The organism is Phreatobacter sp. (assembly GCF_051860605.1).
In the GTDB taxonomy this organism is placed as follows: Bacteria; Pseudomonadota; Alphaproteobacteria; order Rhizobiales; family Phreatobacteraceae; genus Phreatobacter.
The window spans coordinates 418,094-440,513 of sequence record NZ_JBHYDR010000001.1; the positions used below are offsets into that span (position 1 = coordinate 418,094).

The following is a 22,420-nucleotide window of genomic DNA, read 5'->3' on the forward strand; positions in this document are numbered from 1 at the left end:
CCTGCCCCACTCCTCTGCCTGACACCTGTCCGGCCCGCTGCCCGCCGAAAGCCAGCCCTTGCGTCCCTTCGTTGAACTGACAGGCGTGAGCCACACCTATTCGACCGGCGGAACGCTTGCCGTCGATGGCCTCGACATCAAGGTCAACGAGGGCGAGTTCGCCGCGGTGGTCGGACCTTCGGGCTGCGGCAAGTCCACCCTGATGAAGCTGGCGACCGGCCTGCAGTTTCCCCAGAAGGGCGCGGTCATTGTCGATGGCCGGGAGGTGAGTGAGCCGGTCAAGATGGCAGGCATGGCCTTCCAGGCGCCAACCCTCCTGCCCTGGCGCACGACGCTGCAGAACCTGATGCTGCCGCTGGAGATCGTCGAGCCGCACCGTTCCCGCCTCAGGCGCCACAAGGCCGAATACGAGGCCAAGGCCGAGGCCCTGCTCGGTTCGGTCGGCCTTGCCGGGGCGGGGGCGAAGTTTCCCTGGCAATTGTCGGGCGGCATGCAGCAGCGCGCCTCGCTGTGCCGGGCCCTCATCCACGAGCCAAAGCTGTTGATGCTCGACGAGCCGTTCGGCGCCCTCGATGCCTTCACGCGCGAGGAATTGTGGTGCGTCATCCGCGACCTGCATGCCCGCATGGCCGGCACGCTGACGGTGATCCTCGTCACCCATGACCTGCGCGAGGCCACCTTCCTTGCCGACCGGATCTTCTGCATGTCGTCGCGGCCGGGCCGGATCATTGCCGAGCGCGAGGTGCCGCTGCCACGGCCGCGCGACCTCGAGGTGACCTATACCCGCGAGTTCACCGACGTCGTCCACGAACTGCGCGCACGCATCGCCGAAGCGCGCAGCACGGCCTGAGGGGCGGAGCATGGACGGACTGGTGGATTTCCTGCTGAACGCCTGGCCGCTGGCGCTGCTGGCCGGCGTCGTCGTCTATATCGCGCTGATCCTCGGGCGCGTGCTGATGTCGGGCATCACCGACCGCACCAAGCTGATGCTGCAACTGGCGCCGCTCATCTGCACCGCCGGGACCTTCCTCGCCTGGGAGGCCGGCTGCCGCATCTTCAACGTCTCGACCTTCGTCCTGCCGGCACCCAGCGACATCGCCCTGTCCCTGTGGCAGTTCCGGCGCCAGATCGGCCTGCATTCCTTCCATACCGCGTGGATGACCATTGCCGGCTTCGGCCTGGCGGTCGCCTTCGGCCTCGCCCTCGGCCTGCTGTTCGGGGCCAGCCGCTTCGTCTATGCCGGCTTCTATCCGCTTCTGGTCGGCTTCAACACCGTGCCGAAGGTCGCCGTGGTGCCGATCCTCGTCATCTGGTTCGGGGTTGGCTGGCTGCCGGCCGTGCTCACCGCCTTCATGATCTCCTTCTTCCCCATCGTGGTGAATGTCGCCACGGGGCTCGCCACCATCGAGCCGGAGACCGAGGACGTCCTCAAGGCGCTCGGGGCCTCGAAATTCCAGATCATGACCAAGGTCGGCATTCCCCGGTCGCTGCCCTATTTCTTCGGCTCGCTGAAGGTCGCCATCACGCTGGCCTATATCGGCTCGGTGATCGCCGAGTACAACGCCTCACGCTTCGGCATCGGCAACCTGATGGCGCGCGCCTCGGCCGACTTCAACGTGCCGCTGCTGTTCGCCTCGCTGATCGCGCTCGCGATCCTCGGCGTCGCCATGTACATGGCCACCGTCTGGCTGGAAAACCGGATGACCGGCTGGGCACAGCGCTCGTCCTTCGCGGCAGCCTGATCAGCCGCTGGCGCAGGCCAATTCGGCGAGGCGTCTTGCTCCCGCGGCCCCGGGACCCCATAAATCGGAGGCGCGCATCCGGCGCGCGTCTTCGCATGTCCACGGCAGGCCCATGAAAGCCATCATCGACATCATCATCATCGCCCTCAACATCTACTGGTGGGTGATCATCATCTCCGCGGTCCTGTCGTGGCTGATCGCCTTCAATGTGGTGAACTACCGCAACCAGGTGGTGGCCCAGATCGACCAGACGCTGCGGGCGCTGACCGAGCCGGTGCTGGCCCCGATCCGAAGGCGCATGCCAAATCTCGGCGTGGTGGACCTTTCGCCCATTGTCCTGCTGCTCGGCATCGTCTTCATCCAGCTGGTGCTGAGCTATTACGTCAGGCCCTACGTCTTCTGAACAGCCAAGGAGCCGGAATGACCGAGGCGCCCTACCGGAGCGGCCGCGATGCGCTGCTGATCGACGTCAGGCTGACGCCCCGCGGCGGCCGTGACGCCATCGAGGGCGCGGCAGCGCTGTCCGACGGGCGCCCCGTCGTCCGGGCGCGGGTCCGCGCCGCACCCGAGGACGGGCGGGCCAATGCCGCGCTCGAGACGCTGGTGGCCGAGGCCTTCGCCGTCGCGCGCTCGCAGGTCAGCGTGGTTCAGGGCCAGACGGCCCGGCTCAAGACGGTCGCGGTCAGGGGCGACCCGGCCGGCCTGTCGCAGGTCGCGGCCCGGCTGTTCGGCCTCGCCCTGCTGGCGGGGTTGTCGCTTGGCTTGCTGTCCTTCGGTGCGGCGTCGCCCGCATCCGCGCAGTTCATGGTGCGCGGCGACATCTGCGCCGACCGGATGGAATTCGTCCGCTCGCGCGTGACGGTGGAACGCGCCGGCCTGAGGGCACCCGACCGGGCGCGGCTGATCCGGACCCTGCGGGCCGCCGAAAATCTCGCCCAGGAAGGCTGCCCACGCCGCGATGGCTGGCTGGTGCGGCGGGCCGTCGGCATGGTCAATGCCGTCAACCGCGAGGTGCGCCGCCCGCCGGTCGATCTGCCACTGTTTCTGAGGGAGTGAGGTCCGGCCAGGGGCCTGTCGTCAGCCCTTGCGGTCCTTGCCCGGATCGCTTGAGGCGATGGCGACTGCGCCATTGATGACGGCCACCGGACCCTTGTGCAGTTTCTCGGCGATCCCATAGAGCTTTTCGCGCCGGTCCATCTCCGCCCAGACCTCGTCGGGCGAGATGCCGAGCTCCACCCAGAGCACGGTCAGGTGGTACAACATGTCCGCACTCTCGCGGACCACCGCGTCGCGGTCGCCGGTCACCGCGTCCAGCGTCACTTCCGACGCTTCCTCGACCAGCTTCTTGGCCATCCGCGCAAGCCCGCCCTGAAGCAGCCTCGCCGTCCGGGACTGGGACGCATGGCCCTGCCTCACGTCGGAGACAGCCCTGTGCAGCCGGTCGATGGCATTTGTCATGTCGGTCTGGGGTCCCCGGGGGCTGGACGGATGGAGACAGGCCTGATTCGCTTGTCTATTTCTGCGGATGACTCACGCTGGCACGAAATTGTGCCCTGTCAATGACGCAACTGCCGCCAGCTTGCGGCGGGCCGGATGAAACTGCGCCGAACGGCAGGAAACGGGTGGCACGGCCGGCCCGTCTGGCCGATGAAGGACCCGGCCCGGCTGCTCGGGACCAGACAGGACTTTCATGTCGGCGCGCGACTGGTTGCTGCTCATCTCCCTATCGGTCCTGTGGGGCGGCTCGTTCTTCTTCGTCCGCGTCGCCGTGACGGAACTGCCGCCGTTCAGCCTGGTGCTGGCGCGCGTGTCCATCGCCGCGGCGGTGCTGCTGCTGCTGATCCGCCTTGCCGGCCAGCATCTGCCGCGCGGGCGGCAGGCCTGGACCGTTCTCGGCGTGATGGCGGTGCTCAACAATCTCGTGCCGTTCTCGCTGATCTTCTGGGGCCAGACGGCCATGCCGGCCGGGCTTGCGGCCATTCTCAATGCCACGACGCCGCTGTTCTCTGTGGTGGTGATGCACCTGTTCACGACCGACGAACCGGCGACACCCGCGAAGATCGCCGGTGTGCTGGTCGGCCTTGCCGGCGTGGTGGTGCTGGTCGGCCCGGCCGCAGCGGGCGCCGGCGACGTTCCGCTCTGGGCGCTTTTCGCCTGCCTTGGCGGCGCGCTCTCCTATGCCTTTTCCGGCCTGTGGGGCCGCCGCATCAAGGCCCTGGCGCTGACACCGATGGCAACGGCCTGCGGCCAGCTCGTCTGGACCAGCCTCATGATCCTGCCCGTCGTCCTCGTCGCAGACAGGCCCTGGCTCATGGCGGTTCCGGGCCCTGCCGCAACCGCCGCCATCCTTGGCCTTGCCGTGCTGTCGACCGCGCTCGCCTACATCATCTTCTTCCGCGTGCTGGACAGCGCGGGGCCGACCAACCTGCTGCTGGTCACCTTCCTGATCCCGGTCTCGGCCATCGTGCTGTCGGGCCTGTTCCTGGGGGAAAGCCTCCAGGCGCGGCACTTCGCCGGCATGGCGCTGATCGGGCTCGGCCTTGCCGCCATCGACGGCCGGCTGTTCAGGCTGGCGCGGCGGCCGAGCCGTTGAGCGGATTGGCCGGATCCCAGCGATAGCGCACGGTCTCGAAGCGCATGGCGCGGGTGTCGATCATCAGCAGGCGGCCGGTGAGGCCCTCGCCGAAGCCGACGATCTCGCGGATCACCTCCAGCGCCATCATCGAGCCGATGATGCCGGTCAGCGCGCCAAGGATGCCGGCGACCTCGCAGCTTGGAACCGTGCCGGGGGGCGGGGCCTGCGGGAACAGGCAGCGATAGGTCGGGTTCGGCGTGCCGTCGGGGCCGGTCTCGTGCGGGCGCAACGTGGTCAGCGTCGCGTCGAACGTGCCGACCGCGGCGGTCACCAGCGGCCGTCCGGCATGGAAGCAGGCATCGGAGACGGCGTAGCGGGTGGCGAAATTGTCCGAGCCGTCGGCGACGATGTCGTAGCCGGCGACCAGGTCCTGTGCATTGGCGGCGGTCAGCCTGAGGACGTGGCTGACGACCTCGACGTGGGGATTGAGCCGGCGAATGGCATTGGCCGCGCTCTCCGCCTTCAGGACATCGACGTCCTCGCTGCGGTGGATGACCTGGCGCTGAAGGTTGGACAGCGCCACCGCATCATCATCGACGATGCCGATGGTGCCGACCCCGGCCGCCGCCAGATAGAGCAGGAGCGGCGCGCCGAGGCCTCCCGCCCCGATGACCAGAACCCGCGCGCGCCTCAGCCTCTGCTGGCCGGGACCGCCGACCTCGCGCAGCACGATGTGCCGGGCATAGCGTTCGAGCTCGTCGGCGGAGAACATCAGTCGATCGAAAGCCCCAGCGCCTGCCGCACCCTTGCCCGGATGGCATGGCCGTCGCGGGTGGGAAGCACACGCTCGCGCTCGGCCTGGTCGATCTTCACCACCGCGACGCAGGGGCCGTTGCCGGTGGATGTCGCGCGCGCGGCCAGCCGCTCCACCGCGTCCATGCCGTCGATGGCACGGGCGTCGGCAATGCCGGAGGCGCCGGCGATGGCGGCGAGGTCGGCCACCACCGAATGGCTCGCCTGGCCGCCGGTCTCGCCATAAAGGCCGTTGTCGAGCACGACGACGGTCAGGTTCTTCGGCTGCTGCATGGCGATGGTGGCGAAGGAGCCGACCCCCATCAGCATCTCGCCGTCGCCGGTGACGGCGATCACCGGCGTATCGGGCCGGGCGAGCGCGATGCCGAGCGCCATGACCGCACAGCCGCCCATGGCGCCCCACAGATAGACGTTGCGGTCATGGTCGCCGCAGGCGGCCACGTCATAGGTCGGCGAGCCGAGGCCGGTGACGACGATGGCCTCGCCGCGCTGGCCGAGCAGGCGGGCGACGACGGCGCGGCGGTCGAGGCGGTTGACGGCCGTGGACATGGCGGGCGTGGACATGGCGGGCGTGGACATGGCGGGCGTGGACATGGCGGGCTTGCTCATTTCACGAAGACCTTGGCGCCGATCAGCTTCTGGCCGAGCAGCACGGCCACCGCGCTGCCGCCCTCATAGGCCATGCGGATGCCGGCGGCAGCGGCCGGGCCGACCTCCTTGGGCTCGTCGGCCCGGAGCACGTGGACGCCCATCAGGCGGAAGGCGTCGGCCGAGCCGGTGCCCATGGGAACCTGCCACGGATTGAACTCGCCCCACTCGCCGCGCATGGTCACGAAGGTCAGGAACGGCCCGCCCATGTTGCGCACCAGCGACAGCATGTTGATGCAGTTGCCGACGCCCGATGACTGCATGAGCAGGCAGGCGCGGTCGCCGCCCAGCCAGGCGCCGGAGACGAGCGCGATGCCCTCCTCCTCGGTGGTCAGCGGAATGCCGATCATGGCCGGATCGGCATGGACGGCGCGGATCAGCTCGGCATGGCCGCCGTCGGGCACATAGGCGACCTGGCGCACCTTCGCGGCCGTCAGGGCGGCAAAGATGTCACCTGGCCAACCGGCGGGCGAGGCATGCGTGGTCTGGGGATGCAAGGCGTTCATCGACTGGCTAGGCTCCGCGTCCTTCGCGAGGGGCGGACCATGACGCCGCCTCCGCTTCGAGACAAGTAGCCGTCAGGGGAGGTCAGGCATGACGATCGGATTCATCGGGCTCGGCAAGATGGGGAGGGGCATGGCCTCGAACCTGCAGACCAAGGGCTTTTCGCTCATGGTCCATGACGTCGTGGAAGAGCCCGTGGCGGCGCTCGAGGCATTGGGGGCGAAGCGCGGCACGCCGGCCGAGATCGCCGCGGCATCGGAGATCGTCGTCACCATGCTGCCGACCGGCAAGGAGGTTGGCGAAGTGGTGCTGGCGCCCGGCGGCGTGCTCGACCACGCCAAGCCCGGCACGCTCATCCTCGACATGTCGACCATCGACCCGGAGACCACCGACCGGCTGCACGAGGAGACCCGTCGCCGCGGCATGACCGCCGTCGACGCGCCCGTCGGTCGGCTGGCCTGGCATGCCGATCGCGGCCAGAGCCTGTTCATGGTCGGCGCCGACGATGCCGACTACGAGCGCGTGCTGCCGCTGCTGAACGCCATGGGCACGACCATCCACCATTCCGGCGGGCCGGGGGCGGGCACGCGCATGAAGCTGGTCAACAACTACCTCGCCATCATCCTGTGCCAGCTCAATGCCGAGGCCCTGTCGCTGTCGCAGCGCTTCGGGCTGGATCTGTCGAAGACGCTCGACGTGCTCTACGGCACCACCGCCACCAACGGCCAGCTCAAGGTCAACTGGCCGAACAAGGTGCTGGCCGGCGACACCGATCCGGGCTTCTCCATCGACCTCGCCCACAAGGACCTGACGCTGATCGTCCAGGCGGCGAACAGCGCGCGCGTGCCGCTGCCGGTGGCGGCTGCCGCCCGCGAGGCGTTCTCCCAGGCGCGGGCCCGCGGCTATGGCCAGAACGATTTCTCGGCCATGGTCGATGTCGCCTGCGACATCGCCCAGATCGAGCGGGCGCGGCTGCCGAAGGGCTATACGCCGCCGGCGTGAGGCTGCTGCCAGACCGGCTCTTGCTCCCCGGCGCCGGGCGCGTCACGACTAGCGGATGGCCCGGCTTCCGCGCGTCCTGACGATTCCCGCCTCCCGCCCGCTGCTGCGGACGCTGGCGGAGGCCATTCTTGCGGGCGAGGTGGTCCCCGGCTGGCCGGATGCGGGCGACCCCCTGTCGCTGGCCGCCGGCACCATCCTGCTGCCGAACCGGCGCGCCTGCCGGGCCCTGCGCGACACGTTCGCCGGGCTTGTCGGGGACAGTGCGGTGCTGCTGCCGCGGATCGCGCCGATCGGCGACGTCGACGAGGCGGAATGGGCCTTTGCCGACCCGGACCCGCTGGACGTCCTCGGCATCGACGCCATCCCGCCGGCCATCGGCGATCTCGACCGCCGCCTCGTCCTTGCCGGTCTTGTCCGCAGCTGGGCCGCCACTGTCGGCGAAGCGGTGGTTCCGCGCGGCCCCGGCGACCCGCTCATCGTCGGCGCCTCGACCGGCGAGGCGCTCGGCCTTGCCGCCGAACTGATGCGGCTGATGGATCAGGTCGCCACCGAGCGGGTCGACTGGTCGGCGCTCGACGGCATCGTCGAGGCGAGCCTCGACGACTACTGGCGCCTTGCCCTCGGCTTCCTGAAGATCGCGACGGCCCACTGGCCGGACCATCTCGCCGAGACCGGCCTTGCCGAGCCCGCCGTGCGGCGCGACCGGCAGATCGCCGCCGAGACGGTGCGCCTTTCTGCCATGCCGGGGCCGGTCGTGGCCGCCGGCTCGACCGGCTCGATCCCGGCGACACGCGATCTCCTGAGGGCGGTTGCGCACCATCCGCGCGGGGCGCTGGTGCTGCCCGGCCTCGATCTCGCGCTCGACGGCCCGTCCTGGCAGGCGATCGGCGAGGCGAGGGGCGCGGCCGCCCATGCCCATCCGCAGTTCGGCCTGAAGCGGCTGGTCGATCATGTCGGCATCGCCCGCGCCGATGTGGTCGAGATCGCGCCCCCCTTGCCGCATGGGCGCGAGGCTTTGCTGTCGCAGGCCATGCGGCCGGCCGCGACCACGGATCTGTGGGCGGGTGCCGCCCTTCCCGTTCCGGATGGGGCGCTCGCGGGCGTGACAGTGGTGGAGGCTGCCGGCGAGCGCGAGGAGGCGCTGGCGATCGCGATTGCGCTGCGGCAGGTGGCGGAGGACCCTGAGGCGACCGCCGCGCTGGTCACGCCCGACCGCATGCTGGCGCGCCGCGTGATGGCCGAACTCGACCGCTGGTCCGTCGCGGTGGACGATTCGGGCGGACGCCCGCTCGCCGGCACCGGACCGGCGGCCGCGGCCCGACTGGTCGCCGCCATCGCGCTCGACGATCCGGCACCGGAGGAGGTGCTGGCGCTGGCCGCCCATCCCTCCGTGCTGTCCGATATCGACCCGGCCGAGCGGATGCGGGCCATCGCGGCGCTCGAGCTCTGCGTGCTGCGCGGCATCCGGCCGGCCGGCGGCCTTGCCGGCTATGCGGCGGCGCTCGCGGCCACCCGGCCGCAGAGGCCGTCGGCCACCGATCCGGTGCGCCGGATCAGCGAGGGCGACCTTGCCGGCGGGCGCGCGCTGATCGACCGCATCGCGGCGGCCCTTGCCCCGCTGGTGGCCCTAGGCGCGGCCGGTGAGGCGCCGCTCGCCACCCTTGCCGCCGCCCATCGCGCGGCGCTCGACGCGCTCGGCCTCGATTCAGCCCCCGAGGGCGGGGCCGAACTCATCGACCTGATGGACGGCATGGCGAGGGGCACGGCAGAGTCGTTTGCACTCGCCCCGGCCGACTATCCGGGCGCGTTCGAGCAGCTGCTCGCCACCGGAACGGTGCGCGTGCCCGGCGATCCCGGAGCGCGGATCCGCATCCTCGGCCTTGTCGAGGCGCGCCTGCTCGATGTCGATACCGTGGTTCTGGCGGGGCTGGTGGAAGGCTCCTGGCCTGGCGAGACGCGGCTCGATCCCTGGCTCAATCGCGCCATGCGGCAGAGCTTCGGCATCGATCCGCCCGAGCGGCGCATCGGCCTTGCCGCCCATGACATCTGCCAGCTCATGGGCACGCCCTCCGTCATCCTCACCCGTGCGACCAAGGCCGGCGGCGTGCCGACGGTCGCCTCGCGCTGGCTGCAGCGGCTGGCCGCGGTGCTCGGCAAGGATGTCTGGGACGGCCTGACGGCGCGCGGCGAGGCGCTGCTCGCGCTCGCCCGCACGCTGGACCGGCCGGAGGCCGTCCGGCGCATCGCCAGACCGAACCCGAAGCCGCCTGTGGTGGTGCGCCCGCAGCGCCTGTCGGTCACGGCCATCGAGACCTGGCAGCGCGACCCCTATGCCATCTATGCGCGCCATGTGCTCGGGCTGACTGCGCTCGCCGCCCTCGACGAGGCGCCGGGCGCCGCCGAGCGCGGCACGATCATCCACGATGCGATCGATGCCTATACGCGGGAGGTCTCCGCCAGCGGGGCGCCGCCCGATCCACTGGACCGTCTCACCGCCCTCGGCCGGGAGGCCTTCGCGCCGTGGTGGGACGATCCCGCCGTGCGGGCGGTGTGGTGGCCGCGCTTCCTGCGGATCGCCGGCTGGTTCACCGGAACCGATGCGGCGCGGCGGCGCGCCTATCCGCTGGTCCATGCCGAACAGCGCGGCGAGATGGTCTGGGACATCGGCCATGGCCGGCAGTTCCGCCTGACCACCAAGGCCGACCGGATCGACGTCGCCCCGGACGGCACGGCGGCGATCGTCGACTACAAGACCGGCGGGGTGCCCGGCCAAAAGGAGGTGCTCTGCGGCCTCGCCCCGCAGATGCCGCTGGAGGCGGCGATTCTGAAAGACGGCGGCTTTGCCGGCATCGATCCCGGCCTCACCGTCACCGCGCTGGTCTATGGCAAGCTGAGCGGCCGCGACCCGGCCGGCACGTTCGAAACCCTCGACCTGAAGGACAGCGATGCCGAGACGCTGGCTGCGGAGACGCTGGCGCAGCTGAAGGCCTGGGTGGCGCGTTTCGAACGCGAGGACCAGGGCTACCTGTCGTGGAACATGCCGAAGCTGATGGCCAAGCGGGACAACGACTATTCGCATCTGGCACGGGTGCGGGAATGGTCGGCGGGGGGCGCGGAATGAGCGCCCGCCTGATTCCCCCGCCTCCCGCCGTCGAGGCCCAGCGCAAGGCCTCCGATCCGGCCCTGTCGGCCTGGGTCGCGGCCAATGCCGGCTCGGGCAAGACCTACGTGCTGGCCCGTCGCGTCATCCGGCTGATGCTGGCCGGAACGCCGCCGGGCGCCATCCTGTGCCTGACCTTCACCAAGGCGGCGGCCGCCACCATGGCGAACCGCGTCTTCGACATCCTCGCGGCCTGGACACGGCTGGACGATGCCGCCCTGACGCGCGAACTCGCGGATCTCGACGGCAAGGCGCCGTCGCCGCAGCGGCTCGTGCGCGCCCGGCGCCTGTTCGCCGAGGCGCTGGAGACGCCAGGCGGGCTGAAGGTGCAGACCATTCACGCCTTCTGCGAGCGGCTGCTGCACCAGTTCCCCTTCGAGGCCAATGTCGCCTCGCAGTTCACCGTGCTGGACGAGGCCGGCCATGCGCGCCTGGTCGAACGGGCCAAGCTGGCGGTTCTGCTGGCGGCCGGCCGCGATCCGGACGGGCCGCTCGGCATGGCGCTTTCCCATCTCTCGGCGCTGGAGGCCGACCAGACCATCGACACGCTGCTCGGCGAGGCGTTGCGTGGGCGGGCCGACATCCTGCGGCAGGTGGAGGTGGACGGCAGCCTCGAGGCGGCGCTCGGCCGCCTCTCCGACATGCTCGGCGTGAGGCCGGGCGAGAGTTCCGGTGCCCTGACGCGCGAGATCGTCGGTGGCAGCGCCATCCCGCCATCCGAGTGGCCGGCGGTAGCGGCGGAACTGGAGCATCTGTCGAGCGCCGCCCGCGAGAAGACCATTGCCGGCCTGCTCAGGCGCGCGGCGGCCGATCCGGACCATGCCCCGGCCCTCTACCGAAGCATCTTTTTTACCGCGAAGGACACCAAGGTCGAACGTCTCATCACGAAAGCCGTGCGAGACGGCAATCCGGGTCTGGCGAACCGGCTCGACGCCGAGCAGGACCGCCTCGTCGCGCTCGACGCGCGCCTGCGCCCGGTTGTCCTGTTCGAGAACACGGCGGCGCTCATGCGGCTGGCCCATGCCATGGTCGAGCGGGTGGAGGCGGACAAGGCGGCGCGCGGCGCGCTCGACTTCGACGACCTGATCGACAGGACCCGGGCCCTGCTCGCCGAGGACCGGGCGCGCTGGGTGCTCTACAAGATCGACCAGGGCATCGACCATATCCTCGTCGATGAGGCGCAGGACACCAGCCCGGCGCAGTGGGAGCTCGTCAGCGCCCTGGCGGAGGAGTTCACCGCCGGCGCGGGAGCACGGGCGGTGCCGCGCACGCTGTTCGTGGTCGGCGACGAGAAGCAGTCGATCTATTCGTTCCAGGGCGCGGATCCACGCTGGTTCGAGCGCATGCGGACCCAGTTCGCCGCCGCCTTCCGCAAGGCCGGCCAGCCGTTCCACCAGGATATCCGCCTGACCTTCTCGTTCCGCTCGACGGCGGCGGTGCTGAGCGCGGTCGACCGGGTCTTCGAGGACAGCGAGAACCGCCGCGGGCTCTCCGCCGAGGGCGTGCCGGTGGCGCTCCACGACGCGGCGCGGCGCGAGGCACCGGGGCTCGTCGAGTTGTGGCCGGCGGTCGAGCCGCTCGACGAGGAGGAGGAGACCGCCTGGCGCGAGCCGCTCGACCGGCCGGGCGCGAGCGCCCCCGCGCAGCGGCTGGCCGCCCGCATTGCCGGCCATGCGCGGGCCTGGCTCGACCGGCGGATGCACCTGCCGGACAAGGCCCGGCCGATCCGTGCCGGCGACGTGCTGATCCTGGTGCGCCGGCGCGGCGGGCTGTTCGACGCGATCATCGCCGCCCTGAAGGCCGCGAACGTGCCGGTGGCGGGCGCCGACCGGCTGGTGCTCGGCGAGCACATCGCGGTGATGGACCTGATGGCGCTTGGCGACTGCCTGCTGACCCCCGACGACGATCTCTCGCTGGCCGCGGTGCTGAAGAGCCCACTGGTCGGCCTCGACGAGGAGACGCTGTTCGCGCTCGCCCATGACCGGGAGGGCTCGCTGTGGGACGCTGTGCAGGCGAGCGGCAGGCTGGAGGCCGCGCTTCTCGCCCGCTGGCGCGAGGAGGCGCACACGCTGTCCCCCGCCGGCTTCTACGCGCGGGTGCTGTCGCGCGACCGCGGCCGCCTCAGGATGCTCGAGCGGCTCGGTTCGGAGGCCGCCGATCCGCTCGACGAGTTCCTGTCGCTGGCGCTGGCCTACGAGCAGGGGAACATTCCGACGCTGCGGGGCTTTCTCGCTCACACGCGCGCGGGCGCGATCGAGGTGAAGCGCGACATGGACCTCGCCCGCGACGAGGTGCGGGTCATGACCGTCCACGGCGCCAAGGGGCTGGAGGCCGATATCGTGATCCTGGCGGACACGATGGGCGCGCCGGGCGGCCGGCACGATCCGAAACTGTTCCGCATCACGCCGCCGAACAGCCCGGCAGGGGCTCCGGCCCGGCTCGTCTGGTCGTCGTCGAAGCGCACCGACGACACGCTGGTCGAGGCGGCCCGGCTGGAGGGCCGCGCCCGCCAGGAGGAGGAATATCGCCGCCTGCTCTATGTGGCCATGACGCGTGCCGCGGACCGGCTCATCATCTGTGGCGCAAGGCCGAAAAAGGGCGCGCGCAACGTCTGGTACGACATGATCGCGGACCAGCTCGGGCCGGGCGCGGTCGAGGAGGCGGCGGATGACGGCGAGGGAACGGTCCTGCGCTGGCGTGGCCCGCATGCGCATCTGGCAGCGGCACCGGCGGCGCCCGAAACGGGCGTCGGGCCATCGGAACGACAGGGTCTGCCCGGCTGGCTGACGCGCGATGCGCCGCAGCCGGTCCGGCCGCCACGCCTGCTGTCGCCATCGGCGCTGGCCGATGCCGACCGGCCGGCGGCCGCAGGCCTCGCCCAGGCCCGGCAGTCGGCGCTGGTCCGCGGCACGCTCGTCCACCGCCTGCTGCAATCCCTGCCCGACCTGCCGCCCGAAGCCCGGCCGGCCGCCATGGCCCGCTTTCTCGACAGCCGGCCCGAGGCGGTCGATCTCAGGGGCGCAATCGGCACGGCGGTCATGACCATCCTCGAGGATCCGGCTCTTGCACCGCTGTTCTCGGGGACAGGCCGTGCGGAGGTGTCGGTTGCCGGCCGGCTCGGCGGGCGGGCGATCTCCGGCCAGATCGACCGGCTGGTGGTGCTGCCCGACCGGATCATCGTCGCGGACTACAAGACCAATGCCAGCCCGCCGGCGAGCCCCGAGGCCGTGCCGGAATCCTATGTCGCGCAGATGGCCGCCTATCGGGCGCTCGTCGCGCGCATCCATCCCGGCCGGCCGGTCGAGGCCTGGCTGGTCTGGACGGCTGCGCCATCGGTCATGGTGCTGGCGGAGGACCGGCTGGACCGGGCGCTCGACGCGGCGCTCGGCACGGGGTGGGCGGGTTCCTGATCAGAGCGCCGCGAGCGGCGGCAGGCGGTCCTCGCGGCCGGTGAGCGAGGCCGACAGCATGCCGCGCACGCGCTGTTCCAGGAACTTGGCGATGGCCTTGCGGTCGGCTGTGGGGTCGAAGGGCACCGGATTGCCGAAGATGAGGTCGATGTCGATGGCGCCGTCCTTGAGCAGGTCCCAGGCATGCGGCACCAGCTCGATGTCGCCGATCCACGAGATGCGCGGGCGGTGCTGGCGGCCGGACGGCAGGCCGTTGATGCGCCGGTAGGCCAGCGCGATCGGCTGGATCCAGACGGTGTCGCCGCTGGCCCGCGCCAGGTTCTCCGCCGCGCCGATCAACGCACCGCGAAACGGCAGGACCCGGTTGCCGTCGGAAGAGGTGCCCTCGGCGAACAGCACGACCGGCTCGCCTTCGCGCAGGCGCTGGATCATCTCGTCGGCGGTGCGGGAGGTCGCCTGCCGGCGGTCGCGGTCGACGAAGATGGTCCGCTGCAGCTTGGCCAGATAGCCGAAGACCGGCCAGCGCGCGATTTCCGACTTGCCGACGAAGGACATCGGCGAGAAGGAGCCGAGAACCATGATGTCCAGCCAGCTGACATGGTTCGGCACGAAAAGCAGCGGCCGTCGGTCCGTGGGTTCGCCGCGCACGGTCACGCGCGCGCCGAGCGCTCTCAGCACGAGGCTGTGGAACAGCATCGGGATCGTGTGGCGCAGCTTCAGGCCGAAGCCATGGGCGACCATCTGCACCGGCAGCAGCACCAGCGCCACGGCAAGCAGCACGACGACCCAGACAATGGCCCGCATCGTGTCGAAGATGGACGGCCCGCCGCGGCCGAACTCGGTGCCGGGGCGATCACTGCTCTTCATCGAGGGGCACGCAATAGAGCTCGAGACGATGGTCGACCAGCCGGTAGCCGAGCCTGCGGGCGATCTCGGCCTGCAGGCGCTCGATCTCCTCGGACTGGAACTCGACGACGCGCCCGGATCTGAGATCGATCAGGTGGTCGTGGTGGGCATCGGGGATCTGCTCGTAGCGCGCCCTGCCGTCGCCGAAGGCATGGCGCGTGATGATGCCGGAATCCTCGAACAGCTTGACGGTCCGGTAGACGGTGGACAGCGAGATGTTCGCATCGACACTGCTGGCGCGGCGGTAGAGTTCCTCGACGTCCGGATGATCCTCGGCACTGGCGATGACACGCGCGATCACCCGGCGCTGGTCGGTCATCCGCATGCCCTTGGCAATGCAGGCGTCCTCGATCGCGCTGACCTGGTCGTGGGACTTCTCCGATGCCACCATCTGTCCTCCGCAGCCGGGCTGATGGGCACCTATAGCCCCGGCGGGCGGCCCCGTCATCCCCGTGACGCGAGGGAGAGCGGCACCGGCTCGCCGGGCGGTGCCGGCGCGGTCGCCGGGGCCTCGACGGCCTCCTCCCAGTCGTCATCGGCCATCATGGCGATGGCCCTGCGACGGTCGGCAATGCTGTCGTTGAGGCGGTCGAGGGCGAGGCTCAGCGTGGCGAAGCGTGTCGAATCGAAGCCCGGTTTCTTGGAGTCCTCGATGGACTGGACGAAAATGTCGTCGGCCCTGTGGGCAATGGCGTCGAGCACGTCGGTGTCGTCGGTGCCGCGGGCTTCGCGCAGCATGGCGAGCACCTCGGGCAGGAATCCGGGATCCTCGTCCTTCTTGCCGACGCCAAGATAGCCGAACAGGCCGGCAATGGCGGAGCCGCCGAGCGACAGGCCGAAGATGGCCAGATAGAGCACGTCGCTGTAGCGCTCGAGGAAGCTCTTCTGCTCGCCGGTCAGATAGCCGTGCGCGCCGGGATGGACCGGCACGGAGGCGCCGCGATCGGTCTCGGGAACCTCGATGCGGTGCGCGGCCGGATGCTGGGTCGCAAGGGTCGGGCGCAGGTTGAACAATTGCTGGGTGAATTCGGAGACGACCGCGTCGGAGACACTGCGGTTGGCGACCAGATAGTGCAGGACGCTCAGCGTCGGCTGGGTTTCTGCCGGCCGCGGCGGGTTGGAGCCGAAGGCGCCTGCGACGATCTCCGCCGTCTCCAGGAACGGCACGCGCTCGGCGATGGCGTCGGCCTCGCGGATCGCGATGAAATCCACCCGGTTCTCCGGCGCCATCCGCACCATGGAGCCGACGGCATCGGCAACGGGCCGCGCGGAGACCGGGCCGATGGTCACCATGACGTCGAGCAGATTGCGGCGGAAGGAGTCGCCGGCCTCCCAGGGCGCGACCTCGATGATCCGGACGGTCTGGGGCTGCACGCCGTGCTCGCGCAGGATACGCTGGACCAGCGTGATGTTGAACCCGACGCCGCGGCCCAGCACGCCGACGGTCTTGCCGGAGAGATCCGTCCAGCGCTCGATCCCCGATCCGCCGGGCGCTGCGAGAACCACCGGATTGCGCTGCCAGATGGCCACGGCCTGGGCGGCCGGCGGGAAGGCAATGTCGTGGCGGATGACGGCGAACTCGGCCTCGCCGCGCTCGATCTTGGCGGCACTGTCGCTCGGCGATTCGGAGGTGACGATGCGCAGCCGGACGCTGGACCGCTCGCGATAGAGTGCGAGGCGCAGCGCATCGACAAGCCGCGCCGCCTCCGAGCCCGGCGGGCCGACGGCGAAGGTCACGGTCGTCGGGCGGTTGTACCAGAAGGTCGCAAGCGCGCTCGCGCCGATCAGCGCGCAGACGATGGAGAAGATGACAAGACGGGTGCGAGACATGCCGGCTCAGGTTCCGCGGCGATCATGGCCCATTTTTGATGCGAGAGCCATTGCCGGCCGGCCCGTCTGGGTCACGGGCCGCCCCGGGACCCGCGCCGGTAGACGATGCTGCATCCGGGCCCGGCATCGACACCCATTCTGGCCTCCGGAACGGCGAGCGCCGGTGCCGGCGCCAACGGCCTAGCGCGGGGCGGTCGGGCGTCGCGGCCTGCGACTGCGGCGTGGCGGCGGGTCCTCGGCGAGAATGCCGAAATCGTTCCGGCTGCCGGAGGGGCGGGCGGCGCGGTTGATCCGCTCGCGCGTTGCAGCATCGGGCGGCGTGGCGCGGCGCCGGCCCTGCACCTGGCCGCCGCGCTGGATGGAGAGCTGGCGCTCGCGCTCCAGCTGTTCGCGGCGGGCGGCATCGAGAGCGCGGCGCTGGCCATCCTGCTGGCGGCGCAGGGTGTCCAGATTGCGCTGGCGCTCGATGTCCTGGCCGCGCTGGATGCTGTCGAACTGCTGGCGCTGGATCTCCTGCTGGCGCAGCGTCTCGAAATGGTGGCGCTGGGCATCGCCAGGGCCGGGCGGCGCCATGCCGGGCAAGGGCGGCGGATAGCCCGGCTGGCTGGTCGCCGGCCGCAATCCGCCTGCAAGGGTCAGCGTCGCGAGGAGGAAGGCACGGCGATCCAGCGGCATGAGATCCTGTCTCCGGCGTCCGAAGGACCGGACGCCCGACGATCCTGTCAGGCGATCGTGACCACCACGCGGCCACGGATCCGCCCCTCCAGGATCGCCTTGCCGGCCTCGATCACGCCCTCCAGCGGGATGGTCGAGGTCATGGCGGCAAGCCGCTCGCGGTCGAGGTCGCGGGCAAGGCGCGACCAGGCCTCGATGCGCAGCGCCTTCGGGGCCATGACCGAATCGACGCCGAGCAGCGACACGCCGCGCAGGATGAAGGGTGCAACGCTGGTCGGCAGGTCCATCCCCTGGGCCAGGCCGCAGGCCGCGACAGCACCGCCATAGCGGGTCTGGGCGAGGACATTGGCGAGCGTGTGCGAGCCGACCGAGTCGATGCCGCCGGCCCAGCGCTCCTTGCCGAGCGGCCGCCCGGGAGCGGAAAGCTCGGCCCGGTCGATGATCTCGGCGGCTCCGATGCCCTTCAGGTAGTCGGCCTCCTGCGGCCGGCCGGTGGAGGCGATGACGTGATAGCCGAGCCTGGCCAGAAGGGCCGTCGCTACCGAGCCGACGCCGCCGGCAGCGCCGGTGACGATCATCGGCCCACGCTCCGGCGTGATGCCGTGGCGCTCCAGCGCCATGACGCAGAGCATGGCCGTGTAGCCGGCCGTGCCGATGGCCATGGCCTCGGCAGCGGAAAGGCCGTCCGGCATGGGCACCAGCCAGTCGCCTTTCACGCGGCTCTTGCCGGCATAGGCGCCGAGATGGGTCTCGCCGGTGCCCCAGCCGTTCAGGATGACGGCGTCACCGGCCTTGAAATCCGGGTGCGAGGAGGTCTCGACCGTGCCGGCCAGGTCGATGCCGGGGATCATCGGGAAGCGGCGCACGACCGGCGCCTTGCCGGTTATGGCGAGGCCGTCCTTGTAGTTGACGGTGGAATGGGTGACGCGGACGGTGACATCGCCCTCCATCAGGTCCGCCTCGTCGAAGGACCCCAGGCGGGCCTCGGTGCCCGTCTCGGCCTTGGTGACCACAATCGCGCTGAACGTGCCCATGCCCGTCTCCTCCATGCGGGCCACAAGGTCGGCGCGACGGCTGTCCGTGGCAAGGCCCCCGGCTCTGGCCGATGGTCGGATGCCCCGCCATCCGTATTGAACCGGAACGTGCCCGGCCATGCGCTTCGGATAGCGTCGGGGCGAGAGGCACGGATGGGTAGCGAGACGGACAGGGCGCAACCGGGTTTTGCCGAGGTGCCGCACTTCCACGGGCACCGCGAGCGGCTGCGCGGGCGGTTCCGCGAGGCGGGACCCGATGCACTGGCCGACTACGAGCTGCTCGAACTTCTGCTGTTCCGCGCCATTCCCCGGCGCGACGTCAAGCCGCTGGCCAAGGCGCTGCTGAAGCGCTTCGGATCCTTCGCGGAGGTGCTGGCGGCACCCGAGCGGCTGCTCGCGGAGGTGGAGGGTTCAAGCGCCGCCGTCATTCTGGAGCTGAAGGTGACCCATGCCGCGGCCATCCGCATCGGACGGTCGAAAGTGGTGCAGCGGCCGGTCCTGTCGTCCTGGCTGGCGCTGATCGACTATTGCCGCACGGCCATGGCCTTTGCCGAGCGCGAGCAGTTCCGCGTGCTCTATCTGGACCGCAAGAACATCCTGATTGCCGACGAGGTTCAGGGCGAGGGAACGGTCGATCACACGCCGGTCTATCCGCGCGAGGTGATGAAGCGGGCGCTGGAACTGTCGGCCAGCGCCATCATCCTCGTCCACAACCACCCGTCGGGCGATCCGACGCCATCGCCGGCCGATATCGCCATGACCCGCCAGATCGTCGAGATCGGCAAGCCGCTGGGGATTGCCGTCCACGACCATCTGATCGTCGGGCGCGACGGCCATGCCAGCTTTCGGGGGCTGAAGCTGATCTGACCGGTCAGGGGCGGCCGAGCACAAGCGGGCGGTTGTCCTGCGGGGTCTTGATCCAGCGCCCGTCCGTCTCCCGGCGGAACGACAGCGAGCCGGCGCGGCCGGCCACGACGAGGATCTCGCGTTCGAGGCGCCAGCTGGCCAGCCCAAGGGCGGCGATCGAGCGCTCGCAGCCGTCGGTGACCACCAGGGCGAAGCGCTGTTCGAGCGCACCGGCATCGGCGGCAAGCTCCGCCTTCAGGTCGAGCGTGCAGAGGGCGCGGCCGGCGGGCTGGCCCAGGGTCCAGATGCCGGCCACCTCGTCGGCGGCGGGCGGCTGCTGGCCGGCAAGGCCGAGATTGGTCAGGAAATAGACGGTCGGGTCGCCGGGCCGCAGCGATTCGAAGATGCCGAGTTCGGTCTCGTCGAACTCGAACTGCGCCGTTCCCGCCCGGTCGAGCCAGCGGATGGCGCCGGAGGGTGCGACCGACCATGCCGAGACCGCCCCGATGGCCGGGAACAGGCTGGCGCAATCGGCATGGAAGCCGATGGCGAAGCCGGGGCCGGCGCGCTCGGGCTTGAAGGCCACCTCGCATTTGCGGTCGCCGGCCGGGTTCGAGAGTTCCCATGCCCCGAGGGCGCGCGCCACCTGCGCGGGTGCGGCGCGCGCGTTTTCGGCCCGGGCGGGCGCCATCGTCACGAGGGCGGCGAGAACCGGTGCGGCAAGGGCAAGGAAAGCGCTGGCGCGGAAGTCCATCGTCCGATTTAGCCGCGCTTCGCCGCGGTCGTCCACTGGCCGTGGGCATAGTGGCAGCCGAATCAGGCCAGGCAGCCGGTGGTTGCGCCGCCCGCGCGCCGTGCCACGATCGCCGCCTTGCGGCGGACCCCCGGTCCGGGGGCCCTGGGGTCACGCAGGACCGGATTGGGCAGGACCGAGACGATCAGCGCCGCCTCGGCCGCCGTCAGCCGCGCAGACGGCTTGCCGAAGGCCCGCCGGCTCGCTGCCTCGATGCCGAACTCGCCGTCCGGACCCCATTCGGCGATGTTGAGGTAGATTTCCATCATGCGCCGTTTCGACCAGACGAGGTCGATAAACATGGCGATCGGGATCTCCAGGCCCTTTCTGAACATCGCCGACAGGCCGGAATCGCCCTGCCAGAGGAACAGGTTGCGGGCCACCTGCATGGACAGGGTCGAGGCCCCGCGGCTCGGACCGTCCTCGTCCTGGATCACCGCCATCAGCTCGCGCCAGTCGACCCCCCGGTGCATGCAGAAGCGCGAATCCTCCGCGGCGATCAGCGCGGCCGGCACGGTGCGCGCGACCTCGGTCAGCGGCACGACCTGACGTGTGACCGTCTGCCCGGTGACCATGCGCCAGGCCATCAGGGTCGAGACCGGCGTGACGACCGTATAGAGGAGGGTCAGCACCACCGGCGTCGCCATGACGAGGACGGCGACGAGGGCGACGCGCTTGAGGATGCGGCGGATCATGGAACTCCGGGCCGGGGCAGATAGCCTTCCTAGCACAGCCGAACGCGTGAGCGGCATCGATGGTTGCCGCGCGGGCTGGATCGCCGTCACCATCGCAGCCGCCGGGCCGATCCATCCCAGCGTCACGGTGACGCGGCATTTCGCCGACCTCGTCGCCGGCATGGCGGTGGTGGCCGTCGACATGCCGATCGGCCTGCCCGAGCGAACGGGGCGGGGCGGGCGGGGACCGGAGAGCCTGGTCCGGCCGCTGCTCGGCGGCAGACAATCCTCGGTCTTCTCCATTCCTGCCCGCGCGGCGGTGGAAGCGCCGGACTACCTGGCTGCGTGCCGGGCCGCGCTCGCCACCTCCGATCCGCCACGCAAGGTCTCCAAACAGGCCTTCTGCCTGTTCGCCAAGGTGCGCGAGGTGGATGGGCTCCTTCGCGCCGATCCGGACCTTGCGGCCCGCGTCCACGAGATGCATCCGGAGGTCGCGTTCTGGCAGCTCAACGGCCAAACCGCCGTGCCGGTGCCGAAGAAGGTGAAGTCGCGCATCCATCCGCCGGGCATGGCCTTCCGGCGCGGCCTGCTCGTCGCGGCCGGCTTTCCCGAGGCATTTCTCGCCGACGTGCCGCGCGGAGCCGGCGCCGACGACCTCCTGGATGCCGCCGCGGGTGCTCTCGTCGCGCGGCGCATCCGGGCCGGCCAGGCGCTGAGCTTCCCCGATCCGCCGGGCCGGGATGCGCATGGCCTGCCCGTCGCGATCCGGGCTTGACGGTCGCGCGCCCAGCGGCTCCGGTGCCGACCCGGCCCCAAGGTCGGCAACGAGGACAGCATGATCGACAGCGACGATATCCGCGCCGCCCACGAGCGAATCCGCGGCCATGTGCGCCGGACCCCGGTGGTCCGGATGGAGCCCGATGCGTTCGGCCTCGGCTACCCGGTCACGATGAAGCTGGAATTCCTGCAGGTCACCGGCACGTTCAAGGCGCGCGGCGCGTTCAACACGCTGCTCGCCGGACCGATGCCGGAGGCGGGCGTCTGCGCGGCCTCGGGCGGCAATCACGGCATTGCGGTGGCCCATGCCGCCGCGCGTCTCGGCATTCCGGCGCGCATCTTCGTCCCCGAAATCTCCTCGCCGGCCAAGATCGCGCGCATCCGCGAGACCGGCATCGACCCGGTCGTGGGCGGCGCGCGCTATGCCGACGCGCTGGCGGCTTGCGAGGCCTTTGCCGCGCAGACCGGCGCGCTCTCCGTCCATGCCTATGATGCCTGGGCGACCATGGCCGGACAGGGCACGACGGGTCTCGAATGGGAGGAGGACGCACCCGGCCTCGACACCGTGCTGGTGGCCGTCGGTGGCGGCGGCCTGATCTCCGGCATCGCCCGATGGCTTGCAGGCCGCGTGAAGGTGGTGGGCGTGGAACCGGAGGGCTCCTGTGCCCTGCATGCCGCTCTGGCGGCCGGCGGACCGGTCGATGTCGACGTGCAGTCGGTGGCGGCTGATTCGCTGGGTGCCCGCAATGTCATGACCCGCGTGTTCGAGACCGCATCCCGCCACGTCGACCGGGTGGTGCTGGTGCCGGATGCGGCGATCGTCGAGGCGCAGCGCCGGCTCTGGCTCGGGCTCAGGGTTGCCAGCGAACCGGGCGGCGCGGCGGCGCTCGCCGCACTGACATCGGGCGCCTACCGGCCGGAGCCGGGCGAAAAGGTCGGCGTTCTGGCCTGCGGGGCCAATGTCGATCTTGGTGCGCTGGCCGGGGTGATCTGACGGGATCGATCCGGCCGCGTTTCGTAACCGGCTGCAC

The 22,420-nt window shown here is 70.7% G+C and carries 21 protein-coding genes and 1 pseudogene; 11 read left to right on the forward strand and 11 right to left on the reverse strand.

Annotated elements, in window-relative coordinates; translation table 11 throughout:
- Window positions 1-58 precede the first annotated feature (58 nt).
- From ACTIFS_RS01940 to ACTIFS_RS01955, 4 genes and pseudogenes are all read left to right on the forward strand, one after another.
- Window positions 59-850: an ABC transporter ATP-binding protein gene (locus ACTIFS_RS01940; RefSeq protein ID WP_439572342.1), complete on the forward strand. Its 792-nt coding sequence runs from the start codon at window positions 59-61 to the stop codon at window positions 848-850.
- Between the two features lie 10 nt (window positions 851-860).
- Window positions 861-1,742 carry an ABC transporter permease gene (locus ACTIFS_RS01945; protein ID WP_439572343.1) on the forward strand — a complete coding sequence of 294 codons (882 nt, stop codon included), beginning with the start codon at window positions 861-863 and terminating at the stop codon, window positions 1,740-1,742.
- Window positions 1,743-1,854: 112 nt separating this feature from the next.
- Entirely contained in the window at window positions 1,855-2,145 is a 291-nt protein-coding gene (locus tag ACTIFS_RS01950) for a YggT family protein (protein WP_439572344.1), read from the forward strand.
- Window positions 2,146-2,162: 17 nt separating this feature from the next.
- Window positions 2,163-2,468 (forward strand): annotated as a pseudogene (locus ACTIFS_RS01955) (DUF167 family protein); the annotation flags it as partial.
- Window positions 2,469-2,819: 351 nt separating this feature from the next.
- Here ACTIFS_RS01955 and hisE read toward each other — a convergent pair.
- Complete coding sequence (gene hisE, locus ACTIFS_RS01960) at window positions 2,820-3,200, reverse strand: phosphoribosyl-ATP diphosphatase (RefSeq protein WP_439572345.1); 381 nt, start codon at window positions 3,198-3,200, stop codon at window positions 2,820-2,822.
- Between the two features lie 232 nt (window positions 3,201-3,432).
- Here hisE and ACTIFS_RS01965 point away from each other — a divergent pair, with 232 nt between their 5' ends.
- The gene (locus ACTIFS_RS01965) at window positions 3,433-4,335 is read left to right on the forward strand and encodes a DMT family transporter (protein WP_439572346.1); all 903 of its coding nucleotides are present in this window, start codon (window positions 3,433-3,435) and stop codon (window positions 4,333-4,335) included.
- Here ACTIFS_RS01965 and ACTIFS_RS01970 read toward each other — a convergent pair.
- The 3 genes from ACTIFS_RS01970 to ACTIFS_RS01980 are packed head-to-tail and all read right to left on the reverse strand — an operon-like array spanning window position 4,307 to window position 6,284.
- Window positions 4,307-5,089 (reverse strand): HesA/MoeB/ThiF family protein, encoded by a 783-nt coding sequence (locus tag ACTIFS_RS01970; protein WP_439572347.1) that lies wholly within the window; start codon window positions 5,087-5,089, stop codon window positions 4,307-4,309. The two genes, ACTIFS_RS01965 and ACTIFS_RS01970, sit on opposite strands and share 29 nt — an antisense overlap.
- Window positions 5,089-5,724: a thiamine pyrophosphate-dependent enzyme gene (locus ACTIFS_RS01975; protein ID WP_439572348.1), complete on the reverse strand. Its 636-nt coding sequence runs from the start codon at window positions 5,722-5,724 to the stop codon at window positions 5,089-5,091. Before ACTIFS_RS01975 ends, ACTIFS_RS01970 begins: the two co-directional genes overlap by 1 nt.
- An 11-nt stretch (window positions 5,725-5,735) precedes the next feature.
- Window positions 5,736-6,284 carry a phosphonopyruvate decarboxylase gene (locus ACTIFS_RS01980; RefSeq protein WP_439572349.1) on the reverse strand — a complete coding sequence of 183 codons (549 nt, stop codon included), beginning with the start codon at window positions 6,282-6,284 and terminating at the stop codon, window positions 5,736-5,738.
- A gap of 88 nt (window positions 6,285-6,372) precedes the next feature.
- Between ACTIFS_RS01980 and ACTIFS_RS01985 the strand changes: the two genes are divergently transcribed.
- From ACTIFS_RS01985 to addA, 3 genes are read left to right on the forward strand one after another with little or no spacing between them, the layout of a single operon-like run.
- The gene (locus tag ACTIFS_RS01985; protein WP_439572350.1) at window positions 6,373-7,284 is read left to right on the forward strand and encodes an NAD(P)-dependent oxidoreductase; all 912 of its coding nucleotides are present in this window, start codon (window positions 6,373-6,375) and stop codon (window positions 7,282-7,284) included.
- Between the two features lie 55 nt (window positions 7,285-7,339).
- A complete protein-coding gene (addB, locus tag ACTIFS_RS01990) occupies window positions 7,340-10,405 on the forward strand; it encodes a double-strand break repair protein AddB (protein ID WP_439572351.1) in 3,066 nt (1,021 codons plus the stop codon).
- Entirely contained in the window at window positions 10,402-13,854 is a 3,453-nt protein-coding gene (gene addA / locus ACTIFS_RS01995; RefSeq protein ID WP_439572352.1) for a double-strand break repair helicase AddA, read from the forward strand. Before addB ends, addA begins: the two co-directional genes overlap by 4 nt.
- Here addA and ACTIFS_RS02000 read toward each other — a convergent pair whose 3' ends face one another.
- The 5 genes from ACTIFS_RS02000 to acuI all read right to left on the reverse strand — a co-directional run bounded on the left by ACTIFS_RS02000 (window position 13,855) and on the right by acuI (window position 18,299).
- Complete coding sequence (locus tag ACTIFS_RS02000; protein WP_439572353.1) at window positions 13,855-14,721, reverse strand: lysophospholipid acyltransferase family protein; 867 nt, start codon at window positions 14,719-14,721, stop codon at window positions 13,855-13,857.
- The gene (locus ACTIFS_RS02005; protein WP_439572354.1) at window positions 14,708-15,151 is read right to left on the reverse strand and encodes a Fur family transcriptional regulator; all 444 of its coding nucleotides are present in this window, start codon (window positions 15,149-15,151) and stop codon (window positions 14,708-14,710) included. The genes ACTIFS_RS02000 and ACTIFS_RS02005 overlap by 14 nt, the downstream gene beginning before the upstream one ends.
- A 53-nt stretch (window positions 15,152-15,204) precedes the next feature.
- Entirely contained in the window at window positions 15,205-16,590 is a 1,386-nt protein-coding gene (locus ACTIFS_RS02010; protein ID WP_439572355.1) for a TAXI family TRAP transporter solute-binding subunit, read from the reverse strand.
- A 180-nt stretch (window positions 16,591-16,770) separates the two neighbouring features.
- Entirely contained in the window at window positions 16,771-17,265 is a 495-nt protein-coding gene (locus ACTIFS_RS02015; RefSeq protein WP_439572356.1) for a hypothetical protein, read from the reverse strand.
- A gap of 47 nt (window positions 17,266-17,312) precedes the next feature.
- On the reverse strand, window positions 17,313-18,299 hold the full coding sequence (gene acuI, locus ACTIFS_RS02020) for an acrylyl-CoA reductase (NADPH) (RefSeq protein WP_439572357.1): 987 nt from the start codon (window positions 18,297-18,299) through the stop codon (window positions 17,313-17,315).
- 153 nt (window positions 18,300-18,452) lie between these two features.
- Here acuI and radC point away from each other — a divergent pair, with 153 nt between their 5' ends.
- Window positions 18,453-19,166 carry a RadC family protein gene (gene radC, locus ACTIFS_RS02025; RefSeq protein ID WP_439572358.1) on the forward strand — a complete coding sequence of 238 codons (714 nt, stop codon included), beginning with the start codon at window positions 18,453-18,455 and terminating at the stop codon, window positions 19,164-19,166.
- Window positions 19,167-19,170: 4 nt separating this feature from the next.
- On the opposite strand, the gene ACTIFS_RS02030 is transcribed toward radC, so the two are convergent.
- Together ACTIFS_RS02030 and ACTIFS_RS02035 are read right to left on the reverse strand one after the other, a co-directional pair.
- Window positions 19,171-19,899 carry an AprI/Inh family metalloprotease inhibitor gene (locus tag ACTIFS_RS02030; protein WP_439572359.1) on the reverse strand — a complete coding sequence of 243 codons (729 nt, stop codon included), beginning with the start codon at window positions 19,897-19,899 and terminating at the stop codon, window positions 19,171-19,173.
- Between the two features lie 62 nt (window positions 19,900-19,961).
- Complete coding sequence (locus tag ACTIFS_RS02035) at window positions 19,962-20,633, reverse strand: transglycosylase domain-containing protein (RefSeq protein ID WP_439572360.1); 672 nt, start codon at window positions 20,631-20,633, stop codon at window positions 19,962-19,964.
- A 46-nt stretch (window positions 20,634-20,679) separates the two neighbouring features.
- On the opposite strand from ACTIFS_RS02035, the gene ACTIFS_RS02040 reads away from it, so the two are divergent.
- Together ACTIFS_RS02040 and ACTIFS_RS02045 are read left to right on the forward strand one after the other, a co-directional pair.
- Window positions 20,680-21,387, forward strand: a complete 708-nt coding sequence (locus ACTIFS_RS02040) for a DUF429 domain-containing protein (protein ID WP_439572361.1) — start codon at window positions 20,680-20,682, stop codon at window positions 21,385-21,387.
- A 60-nt stretch (window positions 21,388-21,447) separates the two neighbouring features.
- The gene (locus tag ACTIFS_RS02045; RefSeq protein ID WP_439572362.1) at window positions 21,448-22,383 is read left to right on the forward strand and encodes a threonine/serine dehydratase; all 936 of its coding nucleotides are present in this window, start codon (window positions 21,448-21,450) and stop codon (window positions 22,381-22,383) included.
- Window positions 22,384-22,420: the final 37 nt, after the last annotated feature.